Raw genomic sequence first — 24,921 nt, 5'->3', positions numbered from 1 at the left:
CCCTAGAACTTCCCACTGAGAACAAGTGTTCCCGACCGCCCTGGCGCCACCAGTACGAATGGTGCAGCGCTGTTGTAGAAGCCGTCATAGTAAAGCTTGTTGGTCAGGTTGTTGACGAACAGCTTGAGCGTGATGTTCTGGTCGATCTTCTTCTCGACGAACATGTCGAAGCGCCAGAATTCCGGCAGGACCGTCGTGGTGGTCGTGTACAGAATGCCACCGGTGCGCTGCGACTGATAGGTCGCCTGCCCGCCCAGCTCCCAGCCATAGTCAAACTTATACTTGGTCATCAGGTTGAACGATTGATGCGCGATGTTGGCGAGATCGCGCCCGATGAAAGCAGGCGTTGCCGAGTTCAACACCTTGGATTCCATCAGAACCAGACCGCCGAAGACGCTCCAGCGATCGGTAATCTTGCCGGCGACGCCGAGATCGATGCCGCGGATTCTGTATGACGCGCCAGCCACGACCTGCGTGGTACCGGCAACGGTCAGTTGCTCACGGGCATTGCTCTTGGTGGTCTCGAACAGGGCGCCTGTCAGCAACAAATGGCGATCGAACAGTTCCCACTTGGTACCGACTTCCGCCGACTTGTTCTTTTCCGGCGCGAATACCTGATTATAGGCGCCCGTGAGGTTGAAGCCGCCATAGCGTGCGTCGGTGCCGTCCAGTTCCGCACCGACCGGGTTGGTCGACGTGGCATAGGCCGCATAGACGCTGCCATAGGGTAGCGGCTTCAACGTCAGGCCCACATTCCAGTTTACATTTCCGCTATCTGCCTTTTGCGGGAACGTGGTGGTGGTCGCAAACGGCTTGCCTGCGCTGACGCTGTAGTCATCATAGCGGATGCCGGTGTTCAGATAGACGAGGTCGTTGTAGTTCGCCGTGTTGATGGCGTAGCCCGCATTGGTATCGACCTTGATGACCGTTGGATTATTGGCACGCGTGGGCTGCGCAAAAGCCGAATAGGTCAGATACGGATTATTGATCGGAACGATCACCGAGCCGATGCTCGTGCTGCCACCCGGCAGTGACTCCGTCGTCAGGCCCGTAAAGGTGTCGATATCGACCTTCTCACGCGAGATCTCCGCACCGACGATGGTCGTGTGCCTGATCGGACCGGTGTCGAACTTGAACTTCAAGTCTGACTGGTTAGCGATCGTGTCCGTGGTCTGGTAGCGGCTGACGGCGTTGAGCTGAACCAGGCCGTAGCCGCCGGCTGGGTCAGCGACATAGTTGGGAATGCCGGCGCGGGGCGCTTCCGGCAAAGTGCCGACATAGGCCAGGGTCGAACGTTCCAGCCGCATCTTGTTGCTGAAGGTGACATCCGGCGTCAGCGCGACTTCGGTGTTCAGCGAGCCGATATCCTGACGGGCATGCTGGAAGTCGCGATTGGCGAAGCCATAGTAGTTGTTGCGGTTCGCGATGCCGGTTTCCGTTGATGGCTTGTTGGCCGCGCGGTCCCATGGAATACCGAAATCCGGGATCGAATTGAGGTCGGTGTGGATGTAGTTGGCCGTGACCTTCACGGCATCGACCGGCGTCCACTTGATGGCCGCGAAGCCTCCCCAGCGATCGTCAGTCGTGGTGTTGCGGCCAGCAACATTGGCGTCCTGGAACAGGCCGCCGGCGCGCACCGACACCGTCGGGCTCAGTACCTGATTGGCGTCAATGGTCACGCGCTTGGTGGCATCGGTGCCGAAGGCGGTATCGATATTGGTGAAATTCTTGTCGCCCGCCTGTTTGGTGACAATGTTGATCGCACCGCCGGCAGTGCCGCGTCCGGCGAAGGACGATGCCGGACCGCGCAGGATCTCGACCTGTTCGGTGAAGAAGTTTTCACGAATGCTGACGGCCGGGTCGCGGATACCATCGACGAACACGTCATTGCGGGCATCGAAGCCGCGGATGAAGAAGCGATCGCCGAAAGCGTTGCCGCCCTCACCGGTTCCAAGCGTCACGCCGGCCGTCGAACGGACGGCATCGCGCAGCGACGTCGCATTTTTGTCCTCGAGAACTTCCCGGGTGAGTACCGTGACGGTACGCGGCGTATCCAGCAGCTTCTCGGTGAATTTGCCGCCCGCAAGCCGATCACCTTTATAGGGCGCGGAGGGATCGGCATAAGGATCAGCGGCTAGTCCGCCGGCATTCGGAAACGGCACCGGCGCGACCGGCACCGGTTGAGCCCGGCGGGCGGCGCGGCGGAGCGCGGTGCGCGCGCGAATCTGGTCCGGAGTTGGCTTCGATGCCGCCGGCCGGGGCCGGGCAACCGGGGCATCCACTGTGACCGGCGGAAGGGTGGATTGCTGCGCTTCGGCACCGCTGAACGACGCAACCGCGATAAGACCCGCAACCGCAGTTACTTTGCGGCCAGAATGGGGATCGGCGCCCTCGCCGACACGAACCTCAGAAACAGCACGCAAAGACCGCGGCATTTTCGCCGTACCCATCGAATTCCCCCAAAACTGCGACGCTAGGACGCATCAAGTGCGATAATTTGTCCCATGGACGTAGTCGGCAGGAGAACGGGTGGTCAACGCAATTGGGCGAGATTGCAGGCTTCTTATGTTTGAATATGTCTAGATTGGTCGCGGCAGCTACCGGGAGGTAATATGAAACGGCCACCCTATTCGCTGCTCGGCGGCTTCATCAGCGAGAACATCTCGTCGACGGTCTGCAGCGCAGACTGCCTTACCCGATCCGTATTCTTCATGCCGGCGATGTTGATGCCACGCACGACGGCTTTGATCTCGTCCCGATAGTCGGTCAGGAAGCGCAGCGGATCCGGCGAGTCATTCGCGACCCGCGCGATCAATCCGGTAATCAAAATCTGACAGGCGATCATCCGCCCATTCAACTCGTCCATGTGCCGCTCCGGAGATTACACGTGCAAGCCGCTATGTCGGCTTCGACGAGCCTATGACGGATACGACGCGCAGTTACAACACCAGGCGCTTCTCACTGCGCCGGTGGATTGTCCAAGACGCCGCATAAAACGAGGCGCAGTGTCCTGTTGGAACGATGCGAGAAATCACGCGTAAATCATAGTGAACATGAAGATTTGGCAATGAAGCACGCGTTCAAGCGGTCGTGTGTTTACAGCATTTGAGTCGACACCTAGCTGATCAGGAGCCGCCCACGCGGGCGCGCATTGGACGCTCATGTCTGCGTCAGTGGCTGCCAAGAGATTGATGAGATCACCATGACAACGCTTATCCGTTTTCGATGGACTGGACTGATCGCTCTGACGCTGCTTGCGGCCGGCGGAACTATCGCATGGCAGCATTACGGAGCTACCGGAGCACAGCAGGCGAATGCCGACAAACCGCGCGGCCCTGCCCCCGTCCCGGTGAAAATCGCATCTGTCGAAAAAGCTGATTTCCCCGTTTATCTCGGCGGTTTAGGCACCGTGCAGGGTTTTAATACTGTCGTCGTGCGGACCCGCGTCGATGGTCAGATCGACACGATCGCTTTCACCGAAGGGCAGATCGTCAAGGAGGGTGACCTGCTCGCACAGATCGATCCGCGCCCGTTCCAGGCAGCGCTCGATCAGGCCAAGGCCAAGAAGGCGCAGGACGAAGCCAATCTCGCCAATGCCAATCTGGATTTGCAGCGCTTCACCAAACTCGGCGAATTCGCGACACGGCAACAGACAGACACACAACGCTCCACCGTGCAGCAGTTGAGCGCGCAGATCGCTGCCGACGATGCCGCGATCTCGAATGCACAGACCCAACTCGCTTACACCACGATCAAGGCTCCGATCTCCGGCCGCGTCGGCTTTCGTCAGGTCGACCAAGGCAACATCGTCAATGCTGCGACCCAGACCGGCATCGTCACTATCGCGCAGATCGAGCCGATCGCCGTAATCTTCACCGCGCCTGAACAGAACCTCATCGACATCAGCCAGTCGCTCGCGGAACATCCGCTCAAGGTGATCGCGCTGACCACCGACGGAAAGCGGACGCTCTCGGAAGGCACGCTCGCGGTCATCAACAATCAGGTGGATACGACCAGCGGCACGATCAGGCTGAAGGCGGTGTTCGATAACAAGGACCACGTGCTGTGGCCCGGCCTCTCAGTCTCGACGCGGCTGCTGGTGACCACCCTGAAGGATGCGACCATCATTCCCGACGATGCCGTTCAACATGGGGCCGACGGGCTCTATGCCTTTGCGGTCGGGGCCGACAACAAAGCCGAGCTGAAGAAAATCAAGGTCGGCCGTTCCATCGATGGCCGCACGGTGGTCGAGGACGGGCTGAGCGCCGGCGAGCGCGTTATCGTCGCCGGGCAATATAAAGTGCAGCCGGGCGCGCTGGTAGCGACGTCAGTCGCAACATCCGCAGCCACTCCGGCGAAAGGCGAATAGCCATGAACGGAGGAATTTCAGCACCGTTCATTCGCTATCCGATCGCAACATCATTGCTGATGGCCGGCATCCTGTTCGTCGGCCTGGTCTCCTATCCCCAGCTTCCCGTCGCGCCTTTGCCGCAGGTCGACTTCCCGACCATCCAGGTAGCCGCCACTCTGCCCGGCGCCAGTCCCGAGACCATGGCATCCTCGGTGGCGCAGCCGCTGGAGCGACAGCTCGCGCAGATCCCCGGCGTAGCGCAGATGACCTCCACGAGTTCGCTTGGCACATCGGCAGTCACGATCCAGTTCGATCTCAACCGCTCGATCGACGGCGCTGCCAATGACGTGCAAGCTGCGATCAATGCCGCTGGCGGACAATTGCCGAAGACGCTTCCGAGTCCGCCCACCTATCGCAAGGTCAACCCGGCCGACTCGCCGATCATGCTGCTGTCGGCGACATCGGACACGCTGCCCATTACGACGGTCAGCGACAGTGTCGATGCGCAACTGGCGCAGCAGATCAGCCAGATCTCCGGTGTCGCCCAGGTTACGATCGGCGGCCAGCAAAAGCCGGCGATCCGCATCCAGATTGATCCTGCCAAGCTGGTGGCCAAGGGGCTGCAGCTCGAAGACATCCGCAGCCAGATCGCGATCACCACTGTCGACAGCCCGAAAGGCAATATCGACGGCGCGACCCGCAGTTACACGATCTACGCCAACGACCAGTTGCCGGAGTCGAAAGACTGGAACGACGTCATCATCGCCTATCGCAATGGTGGTCCGCTGCGGGTCAGGGATATCGGCACGGCGGTGACAGGCCCGGAAGACGCCAAGCAGGCGGCTTGGGCTAATGGCAAGCGCGGCGTGTTTCTGGTGATCTTCAAGCAGCCCGGCGCCAACGTCATCGACACTGTCGACAAGATCAAGGCCGAGCTGCCGCGTCTGGTGGCCGCGATCCCGCCGACCGTGAAGATCGAGGTCCTCAGCGATCGCACGCAGACCATCCGCGCCGCCGTGCAGGATGTCCAGTTCACCCTGCTGCTGACCATCGCCCTCGTCGTAATGGTGATCTTCGTCTTCCTGCGCAGCGTCTGGGCCACCGTCATTCCCAGCGTGACCGTACCGCTCGCATTGCTCGGCGCCTGCGCGCTGATGTGGGTGTTCGGCTATACGCTCGACAACCTGTCGCTGATGGCGCTGACCATCTCGGTCGGTTTCGTGGTCGACGACGCCATCGTGATGCTGGAGAACATCACTAGATATATCGAGGAAGGCGAAACACCGATGGCTGCCGCGCTGAAAGGCGCTGGTGAAATCGGCTTCACCATCGTCTCGATATCAGTCTCGCTGGTCGCGGTGCTGATCCCGCTGCTGCTGATGGGTGGCATTATCGGCCGCCTGTTCCGCGAATTCGCAGTCACATTGACCATGACAATCTTCGTCTCGCTGGTGGTGTCGCTGACGCTGACGCCCATGATGGCGTCGCGCTTCCTGCGCGAAGAGAAACACGCCAAGCATGGCCGGCTCTATCAGCTCAGCGAGAACGCCTTTGACGCTCTGCTGCGCGCCTATGAGCGCGGCCTCGACCTCGTGCTGCGCTGGCGCCTGACGACGCTGATGGTGTTCTTCGCCACGCTCGTCCTGTCGGTCTATCTGTTCATGATTATCCCGAAGGGCTTCTTCCCGCAGCAGGACACCGGCCTGATCACCGCTTCCTCCGAAGCGTCGCAGGATATTTCCTTCGCCGACATGAAGATCCACCAGGAAGAACTCGGCAAGATCGTGCAGGCCGATCCCGACGTCGCCAGCGTCGCCATGTCGATTGGCGGCAGCGGCGGCGCGCTCAATACCGGGCGCATGTTCATTACCTTGAAACCGCGGGATGAACGTTCCGCCAATGCGCAACAGATCATCACACGGCTGCGACCGAAGCTGGAGAAGGTTCAGGGTGCACGCCTGTTCATGCAGGCGGCGCAGGATATCCGGCTCGGTGGCCGCGCCACCCGAACCCAGTTCGAATACACACTGCAGGACGCCAATCTGGCCGAACTGAACGAGTGGGCGCCGAAGATTCTGGCCAAGATGCAGACGCTGCCGGGTCTACGCGACGTCGCCACCGACCAGCAGACCAAGGGCACGACGCTGACGCTGACCATCGATCGCGACAACGCTTCGCGCTACGGCATCCAGCCGCAACTGATCGACGACACGCTGTATGACGCGTTCGGCCAGCGTCAGGTCGCCCAGTATTTCACGCAGTTGAACAGCTATCACGTCATTCTCGAGATATTGCCCGAGATGCAGGGCAAGCTCGACTCACTCGACAAGATCTATATCAAGTCGCCGACGACAAGCGACATGGTGCCACTGTCGGCCTTTGCGAAATGGACGACGGTGCCGGTGCGGCCGCTTTCGATCAGCCATCAGGGCCAATTCCCGGCGATCACCATCAGCTTCAATCTGGCGCAGGGCGTTGCCCTCGGACAGGCGACCGATGCCGTACAGGCTGCCATGCAGGATATCGGCGCGCCTTCGACCTTGCGCGGCACCTTCCAGGGCACGGCGCAGGCGTTCCAGCAATCGCTATCGACGGTGCCACTGCTGATCCTCGCAGCACTGGTTGTGGTCTATCTGATCCTCGGCATTCTCTATGAGAGCTACATCCACCCCCTGACAATCCTGTCCACCCTGCCCTCGGCGGGCGTCGGTGCGCTGGCGATTCTGATGGCGTTCGGTTTCGATTTCAGTCTGATCGCGCTGATCGGCATCGTGCTGTTGATCGGCATCGTCAAGAAGAACGGCATCATGCTGGTGGACTTCGCAATTGCTGCCGAGCGCGACGAACATCTTGAACCGGAAGAAGCCATCCGCAAGGCCGCTATCCTGCGTTTCCGCCCGATCATGATGACGACCATGGCGGCGCTGCTTGGCGGCGTGCCGTTGATGCTCGGCACCGGCACCGGTTCGGAAATCCGCCAGCCACTCGGCTACGCGATGGTCGGCGGCCTCATCGTCAGCCAGGCGCTGACGCTGTTCACGACACCAGTGGTCTATGTCTATCTCGACAAGCTTTCCAATATCATGTCGAGCTGGGGACGATCGAAGCGCGACGACGATAACCGGTCGGACAAGCAGATGCTGGCGAAACAGGCCGCCGAATAGCGCAACGGCGCGCTATACAGCTTCTTCGATCCTGGTGCCGACATAGACGGTGTTGGACACTTCCTCGTCTGCGTTCAGATTGTCGAAGGCCACGACATGCGCGGTGACGGCGCCAAAGACACTCTCCATCACGGCCGTGAATGCAGCTTCTGGTGGGTCGTTCGACCACAGCGCAAACACGCCGCCGGGCTTGAGATGCTCCGACAGACGCTGCAGCCCGGCCGCCGTATAGAGCACGGCATGGCTCGGATGCAGCAGGTTGTCCGGCGCATGGTCGATATCGACCAGTATCGCATCGAAGCGACGACCGGGTTCGTCGGGATCGAGATGACCACCCGTCGAGGTCGCCATCTTGAAGAAATCGCCATGGACGAGACGGCAGCGCCCGTCCGCCGACAATTCGCGGCCGATCGGGATCAGGCCGGCCTGATGCCATTCGATCACTTCGGGCAGTGCATCAATGACGACCAGCGAACCGACCTTCTCATGCGCGAGAACTGCCTGCGCAGTGTAGCCCAGACCGAGACCCCCAACGACGACATCCAGCCCGCTGCCGATTGGTGATGCCAAGCCAATATCCGCCAGCGCGATCTCGGCAGCCGTGAATGCGCTCGACATCAGAAATTCGTCGCCGAGCTTGATCTCAAAGATATCGATGTCCGTGCCCGGCTTCCGCCGACGTCGCAGGGTCAGGACACCCATCGGCGTCGGGCGATAATCCAGTTCTTCGAACATCATGCTCATATCCGACCATGTACATGGCACGTGCGATGCGGCAACAACGAAATGCCCCAAGTGTGCAAATCTGGACAGACACCTCCGGCGAAATGACTAAACACTTGGCGTCGTCGGCGATTCGTCGCGTCATGGTTGCGTGTTGCGTGGAGAGTGACTGCAGGCTCACTCCAGCGCGCGGGGGCGCCGCCATGAAACGCATTCTGGTCGTCGACGACGACCCACTCGTGTCCATGTCCATTAGGCTGACACTGGAACGCGAGGGCTTCGAAACCGTCTCGGCCGATGGTGGCGAGATCGGTCTATTCGTGTTGGAAGATACAAGCTTCGATGTGATGATCATCGATATCTTGATGCCGCATGATCAGGCGTCAGCCATATCGCCGTGATCGCTCTTCGCCGGCGATTTCTTCTTGCTACCTTTGGTGTTCAGGAAGCGAATATCGATCTGTGCACCGTTCACCTTGACCAGTTCGCAGCGGCGATAGGCGAGTCCGGTCGATGACAGCAGCAGGAAGAACTCTTTCAGATTGAGGCCCTCGATGGAGGTCTCGAGTATCAACTCAGCATCATGACTCGACACAGCCTTCAACACACAACTGCGCCGCCATGTGCCGTCGATGGCCATAATCCAGACATTGTAGCCACGCCCGAAAATGACGCGCCCGTTGGTTGCAACTTCTTCTGCCATGACCGCTCCTACGCCCGCATACTGGCGGGAGACGTCTTCAGTCCGGCACCCATGTCGGGCACGATCGATGGCGACGCTTGCGCACTCACCGGCAGATAGAGACCGCGACGATTGGAGCAAACCCGATAGCGGTCGGTGAGACCGACCACGGTCTCGGCTGCGCCCAGGAACAGATAGCCGTCAGTTTCGCTGGCTTTGGCAAGCCTGCCGAAGATCTCGGTCTTGGTCGCCTGATCGAAATAGATCAGCACGTTGCGGCAGAAGATGACGTCGAACTTGCCGAGATGCGCGTAGTCCTGCAGCAGGTTGAACTGCTTGAACTGAACCATCGCGCGGATGTCGGCATTGAGCTGCCACGTCGTCCCGGTCTGCTTGAAGTGTTTCACCAGCAACTGGATCGGCAGGCCGCGCTGCACCTCGAACTGGGTGTAGACGCCAGTGCGTGATTTTTCGAGCACTTCGGGCGAGAGATCCGTGGCCACGATCTCGACGCGCCACCCCGATAGCGTAGCGCCGAGTTCCTTCATGATCATGGCGAGCGAATATGGCTCCTGCCCGGTCGAGCCGGCCGCGCACCAGATCCGCAGGCTGCGCTTGCCTGCGCGCGCCTTGATCAGGTCGGGAATGACCGTGTTCTGAAAATGCTCGAACGGTGTCTTGTCGCGAAAGAAAAAGGTTTCGTTGGTGGTCATGGCTTCGACCACATCCGAGATCATCGGCTCGGAACCGGCTTTCATCTTCTGAACGAGTTCGCTGATCCCGGCGACACCGGCCTTGCGCGCCAGCGGCATCAATCTGCTTTCGAGCAAGTACTTCTTGTCGGCCGACAGCACCAGTCCGGAACGATCTTTCAGGATCTTCTGCAAATACTCATAATCGATAGGGGTCATGGTCTCTTTCTAAGACGCAACGCCGGTCCAAATAACTTGCAGCGACGACGGTATGCCGCTGCGTGCAAAAAGCGCGTAATACACGATTGCAGCAAATGACTAAGAGATCGCCAAGACGCCGCAGGACGTTGCGCAGCGCCGGGCACAAAGTTGAGAAGCGCGACCACATAACCGTTGCACGCGGTAGCCCATAACCTGCGCAAACAGAACAGCGCACCAAGCGAATGGGTGGAAGCGGCGTCAATTGACAATGAAAAAAGCCGGCGCATTCGCGCCGGCTTCGAGGACTTGATATTTGTAAGCGTCAGGCTGCGCGTACGGCGTTCAGGAACTTGCTGACCTCGACCTTCAGACGCGTGCTGTCCGAGGACAGCGACTGCGCTGCAGAGAGCACCTGCGAGGATGCCGAGCCGGTCTCGCTGGCGCCACGCTGAACGTCGGTGATGTTCGACGAGACTTGCATGGTACCCTGCGCTGCCTGCTGGACGTTGCGGGAGATTTCCTGGGTCGCAGCGCCCTGCTCTTCCACCGCCGAGGCGATCGTCGAAGCGATCTCGGACATCCGGCCGATGGTGTCCCCGATCTCCTTGATCGCACCAACCGATTCCTGCGTCGCCGCCTGGATGCCGGAGATCTGCGTCGAGATCTCGCCGGTGGCTTTCGCCGTCTGCTCGGCCAGCGCCTTCACTTCCGATGCCACCACCGCGAAGCCACGACCGGCCTCGCCGGCACGCGCTGCTTCGATAGTTGCGTTGAGCGCCAGAAGATTGGTCTGGCCGGCGATGTTGTTGATCAGCTCGACGACGTCACCGATGCGAGCGGCCGCACTGGCAAGCGCGCTGACGCGATCGTTGGTCAGGCGTGCCTGATCGACGGCCTGATTGGCGATGCTGGCCGATTCCTGCACCTGGCGGCTGATTTCGTTCACCGACGAGGCCATCTCCTCGGTCGCCGAAGCAACCGACTGCACATTGGTCGAGGCTTCCTCCGAAGCGGCTGCCACGGTCGTTGTCAGCTCCTGCGAACGTTCGGCAGTCGCGGTCAACGTGCTGGCAGAGGCTTCCAGTTCGGTCGAAGCGGACGACACCGTCTCGACGATCTCGCCGATCATCGTTTCGAATTCGCGGGTGATGCTATCGACGCGGCGACCGCGCTCGATCTTGGCTTCTGCATCAGTTGCTGCTGCTTCGTCCGCGGTACGCTTGTCGATCAGCGCCTGCTTGAAGATCTGCAGCGCGTCTCCCATCGTGCCGATCTCGGTCTTCATGCCCTGATGCGGCACGACCGCGGTCAGATCGCCCTGGCCCAACGCCTGCATCGGCTTGACGATCGATGCGATGCCGCTGGAGACGTCCCGCACGAGGTAGATGCCGATGCCGATGCCGAGCAACGCCGAGACGACGAGGATTGCGACAACCATCATGAAGGCAGCATCGTAATTGGCGAGGGCGTCTGCACCGGCAGTATCGGATCCCCTGAGATTGAGCTCGATGTCCTTGTTCAGGACTTCGTCAGCTTTCAGGCCGATCGGATTCACGGTCTTCGTGTTCAACGCATTGGCTTCCTGTGGCATCTTGCCGGCGCTCTTGCGCGACAGATCCATCACATCGAGCGTGCCCTTCTTGTAGCTGTCCCAGAGCTTGCTCCATTCCTCGTAGAGCGCGCGCTCTTCCGGCGAGGTGATCAGCTTCTCATACTTCGCGCGGATAGCGGTGTTGCTCGCCACCACCGTCTCGAGCGTTTTCTCATTGGCCAGCTTCTCCTCCAACGTCTCGGACAGCATGTGCTGACGGATCACGTTGCGATAGGTGATGACGCCGGAGCGCAGATCGCCGAGGAAACGCACGCTTGGCAGCCAGCTGGTCTGGATATCCACCGCATTGGCGTTGATCGCCTGCATCTTGCGAACCGCGACCAGGCCCAGACCCGTCATCGCAAGCAGCAAAAATGAAAGAACAATGGTGATCTTGGCGCGAATAGACAGGCTGGCGAGCATGACGAAGGGTCCCTCGGTTTTCGACCGTTGGTCCGCAATGTGCGGGGTGTCGTGGAAATGAAGCAGTCAGCAGAAGTGCAATGGCAGAGCGACGAACACGGGGTTTGACGACTTTCTTGTTATCAAGTCCCGTTCCTGCAATTTGTAGGTATTATGTAAACCGTTGGTAAAGGTGCGACATTCTGACTGAACAAAAATGAACCGAAGCTCTCTTTTTCGATGGCCTGCAATATCAGCCAGTTAGCGAAAAACATCTGAGGTTGATAGCTACAATTTCACTACTTGTGGGCGCGCGCTGGCGTAGTGTGGCGACGACGTAAGGCCTCCGGGCAAAGTAGCGAATCAAAATCGCAACTTTTGGTTCCAGCCGCCGACATACCGACCTGAAGTTTATCCGTCGCTCGACGTGGGGACGACGCGGCGTGCGAACACGACTGAGCGTGCCGGCTGGAGAATCAGGAGCGGATATTTTCCCGTCAGATTATAGCCGCCCAATTGCATCTCAATCCGAAGATAGTAGCTGCGCCCCGTGCCGGTTGATTTGGTAGGTCTGGGACGACATGCAGCTGGGACACCGGAAGGTCCTCCGATCGCCGGGCAGACTGGCTCTAGGCTGCGCCACAATCTTGATAAGAGTGCGTGCCCCCCCGCAACGGCGGCACAGCAACAGATCGACTGCTGGTAGTTTCGTTGCTCTCACATCGATACCTCCGCGGAGTGAAGTCATCGACTCAAGTCCGGTTGTCTTGCTCCGTTCCACAACTTTTACTATGCAGTACTCCGTTGCAGCGCTCCTGATGATCGCCCGGCAGCTTTCAGAGAGTTCCTTCGCCTCAGCTTGGAGCGGGCCGGTCATGGTGATGGTGCGGCCCTCAAGCACCTTTCTGGACATGTTCCGGACGACATACTGCACCCAGTCGTCATCACAGCGCTGGGCATTCATATCGAGCTGGTGTTCAGCGCAGCGCCTGGCTTGCTACTTTCCAGCAACACGGAACCAAGCCGCCTCGATCATCGCGTGCTCGTGAGAATGAGCAGCAATCCCGCCGTGCCAACCCGAGATGATCGCGGAAATCAATGAAGCTCAGCGGCAGCGCCACCGCGACATAATGGCACACCGTTGTCCCATCTGTCGGCGACGTCCTTCAAACGCAGGATGTCGAAATTTCCGTGCCCGGCGATAACAAGCTTTAGGCTCGGCAGGTGACCTATGGCTCGGACTTATCTCCAACCAGAAGTGGTGGAACGACCGGCCGACCCGTTCGTCAACCAGAGGCTGCGGCCCTCATGGGCGCAGGGACGCGAGCCGACGATCTATCAAATCGTGCGGGATGCCCAGTCCACGAGTTTCAACACTCCCAACATGCCTGGAACCTCGGAGGAAGCCGACGATTTATCAAGGCTGCAGCGGTGCATTCAGGAAATAGAGAGCGCCACCGGGCTGGAGCTCTCGGTCGCACACTTCGCGCTCGATATGACAGCCGCGGAGATGGTCAAGGCGATTGTGTCCGGGAAGGCAACCGCCAAAGCCGTGGGCGTGCAAGCCGATCTGCGTCCCATCCTGTTCCTGTTGCCGGGGTCCCTCGGTTACGGTCCGAGCATGGCCGCTTTTGCAGCGGGGCTCGGCAAGATCGCCCGGGTCGTCCCGATCAAATACCCCGACCTGGGGAGCATCCTCGCCGGAAACAACACGGTCGCCTCTATGGCAGATGCCGCGGTGGAGCAAATCCGCCGGAGCCAACCCGTCGGACATGTTCGCCTTCTCGGCCATTCCCTTGGTGGTGTGGTGGCATTCGAAGTTGCGGCGCGGCTGCTGGAAGCACGGCGGTCCATCAAGTTCCTGGGGATTCTCGATACAGCGATTATCAACGAGGGCCGCGATTACCGGGAGACGCTCGCCCGAACGTTGCGGCGGCTCCGCGCCAATCGTGTGAACATTTCGCGGATAGCCTGCCGGGCGCTCGCAAAGGTTACGGCAGCAATCGGTGGCGAGGCCCCCCTTACCTGGATGCTTCATCGCTATGCGCGAGGGAAGTTCAACGCCACCTGCTTCCGAATTAGGCTTGAGCTGCAAGAGGTGTTGCGGTCGCGAGCTTTCTACCAATGGCTGGCGTCGCCCAGGCCGTCTTTGCCGATCGGAGCTACACTGTTTCGCTGCAACCGAGATGGAGCGCCGCAATCGCTCGGCTGGGATTGCTCACTCGCAAGCCTGGACGTGATCACCGTCGCAGGCACGCATATCGAGCTCGTCGTCGAGCCCTACCTCGCCACCAACCTCCCCTTGGTCGAGAGTGCGGTCGTGCAAACCTACACGCCGGCCGAGTTTTGCAAGCGGAAAGCGCTGTCATGACCCTTGCTGCGCACATTCCGGCTGCGCGGGAGTTTGGCAACAACGTATTGGCGCTCGATCCCGCTGCCGAAGTCGAGAGGATTGTCCAGGCGCTACGCCAACAGGTCTTGGGCGTGTTAGGGCGCCGCGGCGCCGTCGTTGGTCTTTCCGGCGGCATCGACAGCTCCGTCGTCGCGGCGTTGTGCGTGCGTGCATTCGGCAACGACAAGGTCTTGGGCATCTTCATGCCCGAGCACCATTCTTCGGACGATTCGCTGAGGCTCGGCCGCAGTTGGGCGGCGCAGCTTGGCATCGATACTGTGTTGGAAGACATATCGCCCGCCCTCGAGGGACTCGGCGCCTATCGCCGGCAGGTCGAGGCAATCCGAACCGTCGTTCCCGAATATGACGACGGCTGGAAATGCAAGCTGGTGCTACCGTCGGTTTTCGCGAGCAACGGATTGAATATCACCCGTCTCACGGTTCAGAGCCGCGACGGCAGCACCCGCACCGTTCGTCTTTCGTCAAACGCCTATCTCCAGATCGTCGCCGCGACCAATTTCAAGCAGCGCGTCCGCAAGATGACGGAGTACTACCACGCCGACCGCCTCCGATACGCGGTCGCCGGCACACCGAACCGTCTCGAGCACGACCTGGGCTTTTTCGTCAAGCAGGGCGACGGAATTGCTGACGTCATGCCGATCGCCCATCTCTACAAGACGCAGGTCTATCAGCTCGCGGAATATCTCGAGGTCGAGGAGGAGATCCAGCGCAGACCACCGACCACGGATACGTTCTCGATGCCGCAGAGCCAGGAGGAGTTCTATTTTGCGCTGCCTTATCACCAGATGGATCTGTGCCTTTACGCGGTGAATCACGGGATTCCGTCAGACGAAGTCGCAGAGGCTATCGGACTGACAGCAGCCCAGGTCGATTTGGTATTCAGGGATATTGACGCCAAGCGTCGTGTCACGCGCTACCTCCACGCACGACCCCTGCTCGTCACTCAAGTGTTCGAGGACTAACCTACATGTGCGGTGTCGCGGGCATAGTGTCAGTAACCGCCGCCGCAGGGGCCCCCTCCCGCGAAGCCTTGATGCGCATGCTCGGCGCGCTGGCCCATCGCGGCCCGGACGAGCGCGGCCTATACCGGGACGAACGCGCGGGATTGGCACATGCCCGCCTGTCCATCATCGACATTTCGAGCGGTCAGCAGCCTCTCGCGGACGCGAGCGGCACGACGTGGATCGTCTTCAACGGCGAAATCTTCAACTACGTTGAGTTGCGTGAGAAGCTGATCAGGCTTGGCTACAGGTTCCGAACCCGCAGCGACACGGAGGTCATCGTCAACGCCTATCGGGCCTGGGGCGAGGACGCCTTCGAGCGGATGACCGGTCAGTGGGCGCTCGCGATCTGGGACTCGGTAGCCCGTCGTCTGGTGTTGGCGCGCGATCGCACCGGCATTTGCCCTTTGCATTTCTGCGAGCGCGAAGGTCGACTGTATTTCGCCAGCGAAGTGAAGGCCATCTTCGCGGCGGATGCAGCGATTCCCCGCACCTTCGATCCAGTCGGCATCGATCAGACATTCACTCTCTGGACCGTTGTGCCGCCGCAGAGCGTGTTTCAAGGGATCAAGGAGCTCGTCCCGGGACATTTCCGCATTTATGAAAACGGAAACATTCGCGAGAAAGCGTTCTGGAAGCCGCGATATCCCCAATTGTCCAGCTCGCGCGACGGCCAGTTTGCCGGTTCACTCGACGATGCCGTGAAGCAGGTGCGCAGCGCTTTGGAATCCGCGACGTCGCTTCGAATGGTACGCTCCGACGTAAGCGTCGGCAGCTATTTGTCCGGCGGGCTCGACAGTTCGCTTATTGCGGCGATGGGATGCCACTTCGCCGGCGAACGCTTTCAGACTTTCTCACTGCGTTTCGCTGACGCTGAATATGATGAGACCGACTTCCAGCGATTGGTCGCCCGTGTCACCGGTAGTGAGCACCATGAAGTGGTGGTTTCGCGCAGTGACATCGCCGAGATTTTTCCGCAGGTCATCTACCACACCGAGCGCCCGATCTTGAGAACGGCGCCGGCGCCGTTGTTCCTGCTGTCGCGCCTGGTGCGCGCCTGCGGCGTCAAGGTTGTGCTGTCCGGCGAAGGCGCCGACGAAATGTTTGCCGGCTACGATCTCTTTCGCGAAGGCAAGGTCCGACGTTTCTGGGGTCGGCAACCCACGTCGACACGCCGCGCGCGGCTGCTTGAGCGTCTCTACCCTTATCTCACACGCTCGCCGGTACGGCAGCAGGCAATGGCCCGGCAGTTTTTTGGGCGCAATCTGTCGGAGCACGCCGCGCCGGGCTTCGCGCATGATACCCGCTGGAGAACGACCAGCGGCATCAAACGACTGTTTTCCAGCGACATGTGCGCGGAGTCGGCAAAGCACGATGCGGTTTCCGAGTTGATCGCCGGTCTACCTCCGGAATTCACGCAATGGAGCTCCCTTGCGCAGGATGAATATCTTGAAATCCAAACACTGCTGTCGGGATATCTCCTGTCCTCTCAGGGCGATCGAATGCTCATGGCTCATTCGGTTGAAGGTCGCTTTCCTTTCCTTGACGAGGACGTGGTCGCGCTGGCGAATTCGCTGCCGCCCGCCTACAAGCTCCGCGTCCTTGACGAGAAGCACGTTCTGAAGCGCGTCGCAGAGCCGATCGTGCCGTCGGAGATCATCGCCCGCAAGAAGCAGCCATTCCGCGCGCCCGACGCTCTCTGTTTCGTTGGCCGCGATACGCCCGCCTATATCGACGACGCGCTTTCAGAAACGGCTATTCGCGAAGCAAACGTCTTCGATCCCGACGCGGTCGCGCGCCTACGGAGCAAGTGCCGGACACAGGCCGCAACCGGCAACGGCGATCTCTCGAACTCCGACAACATGGCGATGGTCGGCGTGCTATCGACCCAGCTCCTGCACCAACAATTCGTCGCAAGCCGTCCTGGTGGGCGCCACACTCTGGAGCTGACCGTCGATATCGATCGCGAGCACCGGGTTGAGGGGGCCCTGTCCTGATGCATGGTCCCGTACCGCTCCTGCATGATTACCTCATCCACTCCGCCCGTCATCTCGGTGGAAAGGTAGCGCTGGTGTGTGGCAAGCATCGCGTCAGCTATGGTGAGCTCGAGGCGCGCTCCAACGCAATCGCAAATCACCTGGTCGCGAGCGGGGTCGGACGTGGCGATCGGGTGATTATCTTCGCCGACAACACTGTCGAGACCGTTGTCAGTTTCTGGGCTGTGCTGAAGGCGAATGCCGTGGTGTGCATCGTCAATCCACTCACCAAGCGCGACAAACTTGGCTACCTGCTCAATGATTGCCAGCCGTCGGCACTTATCACCGACAAGCATCTCCTGCCTATATTCAAGGAGCCCGCGCAGGAATGCCCGTCATTGCGGCGGGTGATCGTTTCCGGGCCCATCGACGACGCCGAGCTGACGGGGCTGCCCCATGCGGTACGCTGGAGCGAGGCAGGCGCCGCCAGCCACGACGTAGCTCCCGCGCGCCGCTGCATCGATATCGATCTCGCAGCCATCGTGTACACCTCCGGATCGACGGGCGATCCCAAGGGCGTGATGCTGACGCACCGGAACATGCTGTCCGCGTGCACGTCGATCGCATCATATCTCGCGCTACGCGAAGACGAGGTCATTTTGAATGTCCTGCCGCTTGCCTTCGATTACGGCCTGTATCAAATGATCATGGCGTTTCGCACGGGAGCGCGGCTGGTCCTCGAACGGTCGTTCGCTTTTCCGGCACAGATTCTCGGGCTCATCGCCGAGGAGCGGGTGACCGGCCTGCCCGGCGTGCCGACGATCTTCTCGACACTGTCGGGGCTCAAGTCGATCAAGGAGCACGATCTCTCGAGTATCCGCTATGTCACGAACACCGGAGCTGCACTGCCGATGAAGCACATCCGTCTGCTGCAGGATCTATTCCCGGAAGCGCGCATTTATTCCATGTACGGCCTCACTGAATGCAAGCGCTGCACCTTTCTGCCCCCGGAGGATATCGATCGAAAGCCGCTGAGCGTAGGGATCGCCATCCCGAATACCGAGATGTGGATTGTCGACGAGCGCGACAGACGCGTGGGCCCGGACATAGTCGGCCAGCTTGTCATTCGCGGCGCGACGGTGATGCGAGGCTATTGGGGCAAGCCAGAGGCCACGGCCAGGAAACTCAAGGCCGGTCCGCTGCCAGGCGAGCAGGTTCTGTACACCGGTGACTACTGCCGGATGGACGCGGAAGGCTACCTCTACTTCGTTGGCCGCAGCGACGAGATCATCAAGTCGCGAGGCGAGAAGATCGCTCCCAAGGAAGTGGAGAACGTGCTGATGGATATTCCGGGCGTGAGGGAAGCCGCGGTCATTGGCGTTCCCGACGAGCTCCTTGGGCAGGCGGTTAAAGCGTTTGTCGTTATCGAACAGGGAATAACACTGAGCGAGAAGCAGATTCAGAAAGAGTGCCAGCGACGCCTCGAAAGCTTCATGGTGCCGAAGTGTATTGTGATCGTGCCTAGCCTGCCGCGAACGAATACAGCAAAACTCAACAAGAGAGCACTGCAGGAGTCGATTTCCGAATGATCCGATCGTGACTTTTCTTTACGCATTGGAGTTGAAACATGTTGCTAGTCAGGGAACCACTCGAGACCTATCGAAGGCAAGTTCGCGATTTCTTGCTGTCGAACTTCTACATTGCTGAAGCCAACTCGCTTGAGGTCGACACATCGCTGCTCGATCAGGGCATCATCGACTCGACGGGAGTGCTCGAGGTCATCGGATTCATCGAGGAGACCTTCGGCATCACGGTCGAAGATGGCGAGCTCTTGCCTGAGAACCTCGATTCCATCGAGGGAATTTCACGCTTCGTCATGAGCAAGAAGAGCTGATGCTTGTCTGCAGCGTCCAGACCGCGTCACGAACGCCACCGTAGCGGTTCAGGTTGTTGCGCCTTTGCGGTATCCCATAACGACGCGGCCTTCGCCCGTTTCGTTCGTCACCACGCTGATGCTCTCGTAGCTCTTGTTGCGCTCAAGAAGGGTTGTCACCTGCCGCTCCTGACCGGAGCCGATCTCGAACAAAAGGATGCCGCCCGGCCGTAAATATCGGACTGCGTCCTTCGTAACCCGCATATGGATGCTAAGTCCGTAAGGACCGGCTGCGAATGCCTCACGTGGTTCGAGTTCGAGCAAGGGGGCCCGGTCGCCTCTGAGCCGCGTTTCCGAAATATAGGGTGGGTTGCAGACGATCAGGTCGATGGTCCCATCCAGCGACAGACCTGAAAAAGCGTCGAACAGATCACCCTGAAACACCGACATGCGTTGCGTGAGTCCGTGATAGGCGACATTGCGACGTGCGACAGTGACACATCCATCGGTTAGATCGCTCGCCCAGACGCGTGCGTCGGGGATCTTCAGAGCGATGGCGCATGCCAGATTGCCTGCGCCGCAGCACATGTCGATCACCCGCGGCTCCGCCACGTTTAACTGACGCAGAGCATCGACAGCGCTCGCGCAAAGCAATTCGGTTTCCGGCCGGGGGACGAGCGCACCGGGTGCGACCAGCAGCTCTATTCCCATAAATAGTGTGCGTCCCTTATCGTAAGCTTTGGCGACGTTGATCACTTCGCTCATTGCGGTCACCCTGCCTGGACGTTGCGCGATAACTGTTGCATGCGGCGTGATCATGCACCGGACAGAACCATGCCCTGTCCATGTGGCAATGGCGGTAGTCACAATGAGGTAGATGGGCCGATAGCGGCAATGCAGTTGTTTTCGGCAGCGCTCCTTACGCATTTTGGCGATGCGGCGCCCCACCGGCTGCGTGGTCATCCGACGACGCAGACCTCGCTCTGACTTCGGCCACTTCGAGGCTGCGTGGTATTTGCCTGTCCCGCTTTTCAAGTTCTCATGAACGGGGCCGCGGCGATCCGGCACCCTGTCCGGCGAGCTAACGATTCGTGACGATGGCTTCGTTGGCCGTTTGCTGCTATGGCGCTCTTGGTATCAACGAGGCTGAGGCCTTACGTTGTTTTTTATATTGTCCAAGACTCTTGGCAACGCACTTGCGCCGGTCAATTTCCTGATCGGCCTCGGTGTGCTCGGCGCGATCCTTTCGGCAACACGGCTTTCTTCGCTTGGCCGCGGGCTTATGATCACAGCCGCCGTGCTGCTTGTCGTGGCCGCGTTTTCACCGGCTGGAAGATTGCTGCTCTATCCGCTTGAATCGCGCTTCCCGCCCTGGGATCCGGGACAGCGTGCGCCTGACGGCATCATCGTGCTCGGCGGCTCAATCGACGCCAATGTTTCGCTTGCGCGTGACACGCCGGTCGTCCGTCGCTCGCCCGACCGCATCATCGCAGCCGCAGCGCTGGCGCGACAATATCCGAATGCACGTGTGGTGTTTACCGGCGGCAGTCCGAGGCTGGTGTCGGATGCCAGAGAGGCCGATTACGCTGCCGCGCTCTTCGCAAGCCTTGGAGTCGACAGGTCGCGTTTGATCATGGAGCGACAATCGCGCAACACACATGAGAACGCCGAATTCACCAAAGCGCTCGTGGCGCCGAAGCCGGGCGAGCGCTGGGTTCTGGTGACATCAGCGTTCCATATGCCGCGATCGATTGGCCTGTTTCGCAAAGCGGGATTTCCGGTCGAGGCTTATCCGGTCGACTGGTGGGTCGGCGGTCGGCGCGACGCACTTTCCTTCACCACCCTCGCCCTTGACGGGCTATCGCGGACCGACATTGCGGTGCGCGAATGGTTCGGGCTCATTGCCTATCGAGTCACGGGGCGGATCGACGACTTGCTGCCCGGCGCCGATGAACATTGATTCTCCGAGCCCGAGATATGGCAAGCGGGAAGCTCCGCAGCCCGTCGGAAGCCAAAAGTCATGTACGGCCACGCCGCCGCAGGTACCGACCGGACGCCATTCGAGCCTCGTGTGGGCCATTGTTGTGGACCACCGGATTTTCTCGAAACGGCTACGGGTTAGAACTCTTTGATCTGCGAAGGGAAATTCTAGTGTGGCTGGGGAACTAGGATTCGAACCTAGACAAACAGAGTCAGAGTCTGTTGTGCTACCGTTACACCATTCCCCAAACGATTCAGAGACTTACAGGAAAATCCAGTCTGGAATCGGTCGGAACAGAGATCCTTATCTCGTTCGGGCGCGTTCTAGCCCGTCCGCCGGACAAAGCGCAAGGGCTCTGGACGGAAATGACGGCTCATTGACACCACTGGCAATGGACTGGCCGCGCCGAGCGCGGCCTGCCCGGTCGCCTCGCCCTATTCGCCCGGCCCACCGACCGGGATGGCCATCGGCTCCGGCGCTAGGCGCCTGCTGAGCGCCAGATTGACACCGCCGCCCACGACGATGCCCGCCAGCCAGCTCAGATCCGCGCCGCCGAGAAGGTTGATCGAGATCGGCCCCTGCAACGCGGGCACCAGGCCATCCTGGAACAGCCAGGTGGCGATCAGGCCGGCGAAGAACGCGATCATGCCGCTCCAGTTGATATCGCCATAGATGCTGGTCTCCGGCGACTTGTAGAGTTCGGCGATATCGATCTGGCTCTTCCGCCTGACGAAGAAGTCGGCCAACACCACCCCGGCATAGGGGCTCATCCACATCAGCAGGCTGATCAGCCAGTTGTCGAAGGCCTTGGCAAAAGACGGCGCGAAGATGAAATACACCGTCACCGCATAGCCCGCGATGCCGACGATCAGCGCCAGTGCCGTGCGCGAGAAGCGGACACCCATGCTGAGCGCTGCCAGCGCCGACGAATAAACGTTGAGGATGTTGGTGGCGATCGGGCCATGCAACACCAGCAGCAGCACGAGGATGCTGGCAACGCCGCCGAACACGGCCGAGACCATCTTCGCTGGATCGGTGTCGAGTGTCACCGACGCGATGGTGGCGCCAAGAATGGCCAGCCAGACTGACGGCACGAACATGCCGATATAGCTGTACCAAAAAACGGCCTTCGACGAGGTCGAACGCGGCACGAAGCGTGAATAGTCCGACGCCCAGGTCACCCAGGAAATGCCCCAGCCAACGCCGACGGCGGTCATCAGCAGCGACAGCATCGCCAGATGCGGCCCCGGCGGCAGCGACGTGGTGTGATTCCAGTTGACGACGCCGGGCTGGCTCCAGGCCAGCACGCTCATCAGCACCATGATCACCACCGTGACCGGCACGGTGTATTTCTCGAAGGTGCGGATCGCATAGAAACCATAGGTGCCGATCACCACCTGCGTCACCATCACGATGGTGATCACCACGAGATTAGCAAACCAGCTATCGGCGATGCCGAACTGGCCGAGAATGGCCATCGAGATCTTGACCGGGAAATAGGTGTTCACGCCGATCCAGCCGAGCGTCATCAGGAACATCAACAGGCTCGGCAAATAGGCGCCGCGGCGTCCGAAGGCCGAGCGCGCAAGGACCATCTGGTTGACGCCGGTCTTGTGGCCCATGACCGTGAAGGCGGCGAAGATCGCGGAGCCCGCCGCATTGCCGATGACGATGACGGCGATGGTTTCCCACAGACCGAGCTTGAGAATGATACCAAGCGCGCCGAGCGCCCAGTTCACCGGTGCAATATTGGCGCCGGCCCAGATCCACATCTGCTGCGGCCCGGTGGAATCCCGGTCGGCATCGGGGATCGGTTCGATACTGTGGATGTCTGCCCGCAACTCAGAGTTAGTCATGCTCGCCCCCACGTCAGAAACAACCTGACGTCAACTAAGCAAGACGCGTACCAATCTCGGCAGAGCGGTTTGCTACTTGTGGGGCACCGGCGGCGTGCCGTGGGTGTGGAACGACTCGATGGTCTTGAGGCCCCAGGCCTGCCCCTTCTTGCGCTCCTCCTCGGTCCAGACGATGGGCTTCCAGTCCGGCGCCAGGATCAGCCGTGCGCCGGCATTGGCGACTTCGACGCGGTTGCCGCCGGGCTCGTAGACATAGAGGAAGAAGGTCTGCTGGATCGCATGTTTGTGCGGTCCGGTCTCGATGAACACGCCATTTTCCAGGAAGATATCGGCCGCGCGCAGAATGTCTTCGCGGCTGTCCAGCGCGTAGGTGACGTGGTGAAAGCGTCCCTTGGTGCCGGAGTGATCGCGCGAATAGGCGAAGTCGTAGCTCTTGTTCGACATGGTCATCCACATCGCCGCTTCCGTGCCGTCATTGAGCACGATCTGCTCGGTCAGCCGGAGCCCCATATAGTGCTCGAAAAACTCGCGATTGGCCTTGATATCGACAGCAAGGCAGTTGAGGTGATCGAGCCGTCGCACATTGATGCCCCGCGCCGGATAGCGCTGCGCCTGATTTTTAAGCGCCGGCTTGAGTTCTGGCGGCGCCTCGTACCATTCGGTCTCGTAATAGAGTTCGACGATATGTCCGTCCGGGTCGCGGCAGCGAAATGCCGGCCCGTGGCCGAGGTCACCGTCGGTCCAGCCGATATCGTAGCCGGAGCCCTTCAGCGCCGCCACGCGGCGCTCCAGCGCCTGCGGGCTGCGGGCCCGCAGCGCCATATGCTCCATGCCCGACGTGTTCGACGCCGTCAGCTTCAGCGAATAGCGCTCATAGTCATCCCAGCCGCGCAGATAGACTGACTCGCCTTGCCGGCCCGACACGGTCATGCCCATCACGTCGACGAAGAATTTCAGGCTCTCGTCCGGCTTCGGCGTCAGCAGTTCGAGATGACCGAGATGGGCGAGATCGAAGATGGGTTCGGGAGTCATTGGTCGTTTCCTCCAGTATTCTAGTCGAGCTTACTCGATCCCCTCATGGTGAGGAGCGCGTCTTCGCGCGTCTCGAACCATGAGGAATTGGGCGCTCATCCTTCGAGACGCGGTCGAAGACGATCGCTCCTCAGGATGAGGGCGACGGCGCGCTATCGCAACGCGCGCGTCACGTCATCGAACAGCTCATCAACGCTGAACCTGCGGGGGATCAGCCCCTGCTGCGCAGAATAGTCTGTAATGAGAGCCAGCGAACGATTCATGGTATCCGCATCGAAAGACAGGCTCTTGCCCGTAGCAGCCGCCCTGCTCGCTTCCAGCATCCGCTGCATCTCGCGTACCACATCGGGGCGCGTATCGGACAATTGCTTGCTGACCACCACCATATGGTTGATCGGCACCACACCATGACTGGCCAACCAGGCTTTCTCTGCAGCGGCCACGTCTGGGAACAACTGCGCCACCCGTGGATCGTCGCTCTTCTCGCCGAGCGCGGCGTCCAGTTCGCCGTCGAACAACATCTGCATGATCGCCTTGCCGGCAGGCGCTTTGGTGGTGCTGTCGGCATATTCGGCGACGTGGGGTTCCTCGAAGGTGACCCATTCGATCGCATCGAGATTGACGCCGTAGTCATTGGCGAGCATGCCGCGCAGCCACGCGCCCGTTGTTGTCGTGAATGAGCGGATGCCGACGCGTTTACCTTCGAGATCCTTCGGCCCGATGATCCCAGCTGCCGGGTTGGTGACTGCAAAACCAAATTGATGCCGCGCCATCATGACGCTTGGCAGCAGCACCATCGGCTTGTCGTAGCTTTTGGCCATCAGATAGGTGACGATGGCCATTTCGGCGACGTCGAAAGCCCCGTCGCGCACCATGGGCTTGAAGCCCTTGTTGGTCGGCGTGTACACGGCAAAGTCTAGTTCGACGAGATCAGACCTGATCGCGCCGGATTTCAACGCAGCCGTATGCGGATGATCGCCGAG

At 60.2% G+C, this 24,921-nt stretch carries 19 protein-coding genes and 1 tRNA gene; 9 read left to right on the top strand and 11 right to left on the bottom strand.

Translation table 11 applies throughout. From position 1 onward, the window contains the following. Positions 1–2 precede the first annotated feature (2 nt). Both AB7828_RS02960 and AB7828_RS02955 read right to left on the bottom strand, forming a co-directional pair. Positions 3–2,450: a TonB-dependent receptor gene (locus tag AB7828_RS02960; protein ID WP_441229346.1), complete on the bottom strand. Its 2,448-nt coding sequence runs from the start codon at positions 2,448–2,450 to the stop codon at positions 3–5. 176 nt (positions 2,451–2,626) lie between these two features. Then, positions 2,627–2,866, bottom strand: a complete 240-nt coding sequence (locus AB7828_RS02955) for a hypothetical protein (RefSeq protein WP_441229345.1) — start codon at positions 2,864–2,866, stop codon at positions 2,627–2,629. Between the two features lie 336 nt (positions 2,867–3,202). On the opposite strand from AB7828_RS02955, the gene AB7828_RS02950 reads away from it, so the two are divergent. Both AB7828_RS02950 and AB7828_RS02945 read left to right on the top strand, forming a co-directional pair. Further along, a complete protein-coding gene (locus AB7828_RS02950) occupies positions 3,203–4,369 on the top strand; it encodes an efflux RND transporter periplasmic adaptor subunit (protein WP_441229344.1) in 1,167 nt (388 codons plus the stop codon). 2 nt (positions 4,370–4,371) lie between these two features. Further along, the gene (locus tag AB7828_RS02945) at positions 4,372–7,515 is read left to right on the top strand and encodes a multidrug efflux RND transporter permease subunit (RefSeq protein ID WP_231080913.1); all 3,144 of its coding nucleotides are present in this window, start codon (positions 4,372–4,374) and stop codon (positions 7,513–7,515) included. Positions 7,516–7,527: 12 nt separating this feature from the next. Here AB7828_RS02945 and AB7828_RS02940 read toward each other — a convergent pair whose 3' ends face one another. Then, entirely contained in the window at positions 7,528–8,253 is a 726-nt protein-coding gene (locus AB7828_RS02940; RefSeq protein WP_441229343.1) for a spermidine synthase, read from the bottom strand. 188 nt (positions 8,254–8,441) lie between these two features. Between AB7828_RS02940 and AB7828_RS02935 the strand changes: the two genes are divergently transcribed. Then, positions 8,442–8,639 carry a response regulator gene (locus AB7828_RS02935; RefSeq protein ID WP_158596832.1) on the top strand — a complete coding sequence of 66 codons (198 nt, stop codon included), beginning with the start codon at positions 8,442–8,444 and terminating at the stop codon, positions 8,637–8,639. Here the strand turns inward: AB7828_RS02935 and AB7828_RS02930 are convergent. From AB7828_RS02930 to AB7828_RS02920, 3 genes are all read right to left on the bottom strand, one after another. Continuing rightward, positions 8,615–8,941, bottom strand: coding sequence for a pilus assembly protein PilZ (locus tag AB7828_RS02930; RefSeq protein WP_068730616.1), 327 nt, complete (start codon positions 8,939–8,941; stop codon positions 8,615–8,617). The genes AB7828_RS02935 and AB7828_RS02930 overlap by 25 nt on opposite strands. A gap of 8 nt (positions 8,942–8,949) precedes the next feature. Further along, a complete protein-coding gene (locus tag AB7828_RS02925; protein ID WP_441229342.1) occupies positions 8,950–9,831 on the bottom strand; it encodes a CheR family methyltransferase in 882 nt (293 codons plus the stop codon). Between the two features lie 304 nt (positions 9,832–10,135). Continuing rightward, positions 10,136–11,827, bottom strand: coding sequence for a methyl-accepting chemotaxis protein (locus tag AB7828_RS02920; RefSeq protein ID WP_441229341.1), 1,692 nt, complete (start codon positions 11,825–11,827; stop codon positions 10,136–10,138). Positions 11,828–13,037: 1,210 nt separating this feature from the next. Between AB7828_RS02920 and AB7828_RS02915 the strand changes: the two genes are divergently transcribed. Genes AB7828_RS02915 through AB7828_RS02895 form a run of 5 tightly spaced genes read left to right on the top strand, consistent with a single transcriptional unit; the run spans position 13,038 to position 19,090 of the window. Continuing rightward, entirely contained in the window at positions 13,038–14,177 is a 1,140-nt protein-coding gene (locus AB7828_RS02915; protein WP_441229340.1) for a thioesterase domain-containing protein, read from the top strand. After that, positions 14,174–15,181: an NAD(+) synthase gene (nadE, locus tag AB7828_RS02910; protein ID WP_184515767.1), complete on the top strand. Its 1,008-nt coding sequence runs from the start codon at positions 14,174–14,176 to the stop codon at positions 15,179–15,181. The genes AB7828_RS02915 and nadE overlap by 4 nt, the downstream gene beginning before the upstream one ends. A gap of 5 nt (positions 15,182–15,186) precedes the next feature. Beyond that, positions 15,187–17,217, top strand: a complete 2,031-nt coding sequence (gene asnB / locus AB7828_RS02905) for an asparagine synthase (glutamine-hydrolyzing) (RefSeq protein WP_184515764.1) — start codon at positions 15,187–15,189, stop codon at positions 17,215–17,217. Continuing rightward, positions 17,217–18,785 carry a class I adenylate-forming enzyme family protein gene (locus AB7828_RS02900; protein WP_441229339.1) on the top strand — a complete coding sequence of 523 codons (1,569 nt, stop codon included), beginning with the start codon at positions 17,217–17,219 and terminating at the stop codon, positions 18,783–18,785. The genes asnB and AB7828_RS02900 overlap by 1 nt, the downstream gene beginning before the upstream one ends. A 38-nt stretch (positions 18,786–18,823) precedes the next feature. Continuing rightward, positions 18,824–19,090 (top strand): acyl carrier protein, encoded by a 267-nt coding sequence (locus tag AB7828_RS02895; protein ID WP_184515761.1) that lies wholly within the window; start codon positions 18,824–18,826, stop codon positions 19,088–19,090. A 48-nt stretch (positions 19,091–19,138) separates the two neighbouring features. On the opposite strand, the gene AB7828_RS02890 is transcribed toward AB7828_RS02895, so the two are convergent. After that, complete coding sequence (locus AB7828_RS02890) at positions 19,139–19,834, bottom strand: N5-glutamine methyltransferase family protein (protein ID WP_441229338.1); 696 nt, start codon at positions 19,832–19,834, stop codon at positions 19,139–19,141. A 394-nt stretch (positions 19,835–20,228) separates the two neighbouring features. Between AB7828_RS02890 and AB7828_RS02885 the strand changes: the two genes are divergently transcribed. Further along, positions 20,229–21,029 (top strand): YdcF family protein, encoded by an 801-nt coding sequence (locus tag AB7828_RS02885; protein ID WP_184515758.1) that lies wholly within the window; start codon positions 20,229–20,231, stop codon positions 21,027–21,029. 194 nt (positions 21,030–21,223) lie between these two features. On the opposite strand, the gene AB7828_RS02880 is transcribed toward AB7828_RS02885, so the two are convergent. From AB7828_RS02880 to AB7828_RS02865, 4 genes are all read right to left on the bottom strand, one after another. After that, positions 21,224–21,297 (bottom strand) — tRNA-Gln (locus AB7828_RS02880). 187 nt (positions 21,298–21,484) lie between these two features. Beyond that, on the bottom strand, positions 21,485–22,906 hold the full coding sequence (locus AB7828_RS02875; protein ID WP_441229337.1) for a cytosine permease: 1,422 nt from the start codon (positions 22,904–22,906) through the stop codon (positions 21,485–21,487). A gap of 72 nt (positions 22,907–22,978) precedes the next feature. Then, positions 22,979–23,938: a catechol 2,3-dioxygenase gene (locus AB7828_RS02870; protein WP_068730601.1), complete on the bottom strand. Its 960-nt coding sequence runs from the start codon at positions 23,936–23,938 to the stop codon at positions 22,979–22,981. Positions 23,939–24,090: 152 nt separating this feature from the next. Further along, entirely contained in the window at positions 24,091–24,894 is an 804-nt protein-coding gene (locus AB7828_RS02865) for an ABC transporter substrate-binding protein (protein WP_244628492.1), read from the bottom strand. Positions 24,895–24,921 lie beyond the last annotated feature (27 nt).

Origin of the sequence: Tardiphaga sp. 215_C5_N2_1 (assembly GCF_052076055.1) — a bacterium.
GTDB lineage: Bacteria > Pseudomonadota > Alphaproteobacteria > Rhizobiales > Xanthobacteraceae > Tardiphaga > Tardiphaga robiniae.
The sequence above is the reverse complement of the archived record's forward strand: the minus strand, read 5'-3'. Positions and strand labels throughout refer to the sequence as shown.